The 307-nt window shown below is 70.4% G+C and carries 1 protein-coding gene; it reads left to right on the top strand.

The genetic code is table 11. The features are described from left to right. Positions 1 to 307 (top strand): transposase (locus FJR00_RS15595; protein WP_181409685.1); only part of this gene is annotated, 307 nt, incomplete at both ends.

Below are 307 nucleotides of genomic sequence, written 5' to 3'. Positions count from 1 at the left end.
GGGCACGTGGTGAGGACCTGACCGGCCCGGACGGGCTGCTCAAGTCGATCACCGCCACCGTCCTGGAGACAGCCCTGGAGGAGGAGCTGACCGAGCACCTGGGGCACGCCAAGCACCAGGTGCCCACCGCCGAGAGCAGGAACATCCGCAACGGCACGCGGCCCAAGACGGTGCTGACCGACGCGGCCGGTGAGGTGACGATCGCGGTGCCGCGGGACCGGGCCGGCACGTTCGAGCCGGTGATCGTCAAGAAGCGACAGCGGCGGCTCTCGGACGTGGACGCGGTCGCGATCAGCCTGTTCGCCAA

This window comes from Ornithinimicrobium kibberense (genome assembly GCF_006519705.1).
Taxonomy (GTDB): domain Bacteria; phylum Actinomycetota; class Actinomycetes; order Actinomycetales; family Dermatophilaceae; genus Ornithinicoccus; species Ornithinicoccus kibberensis.
Note: the sequence above shows the minus strand (reverse complement) of the source record. Positions and strands in the feature narration are given on the sequence as shown.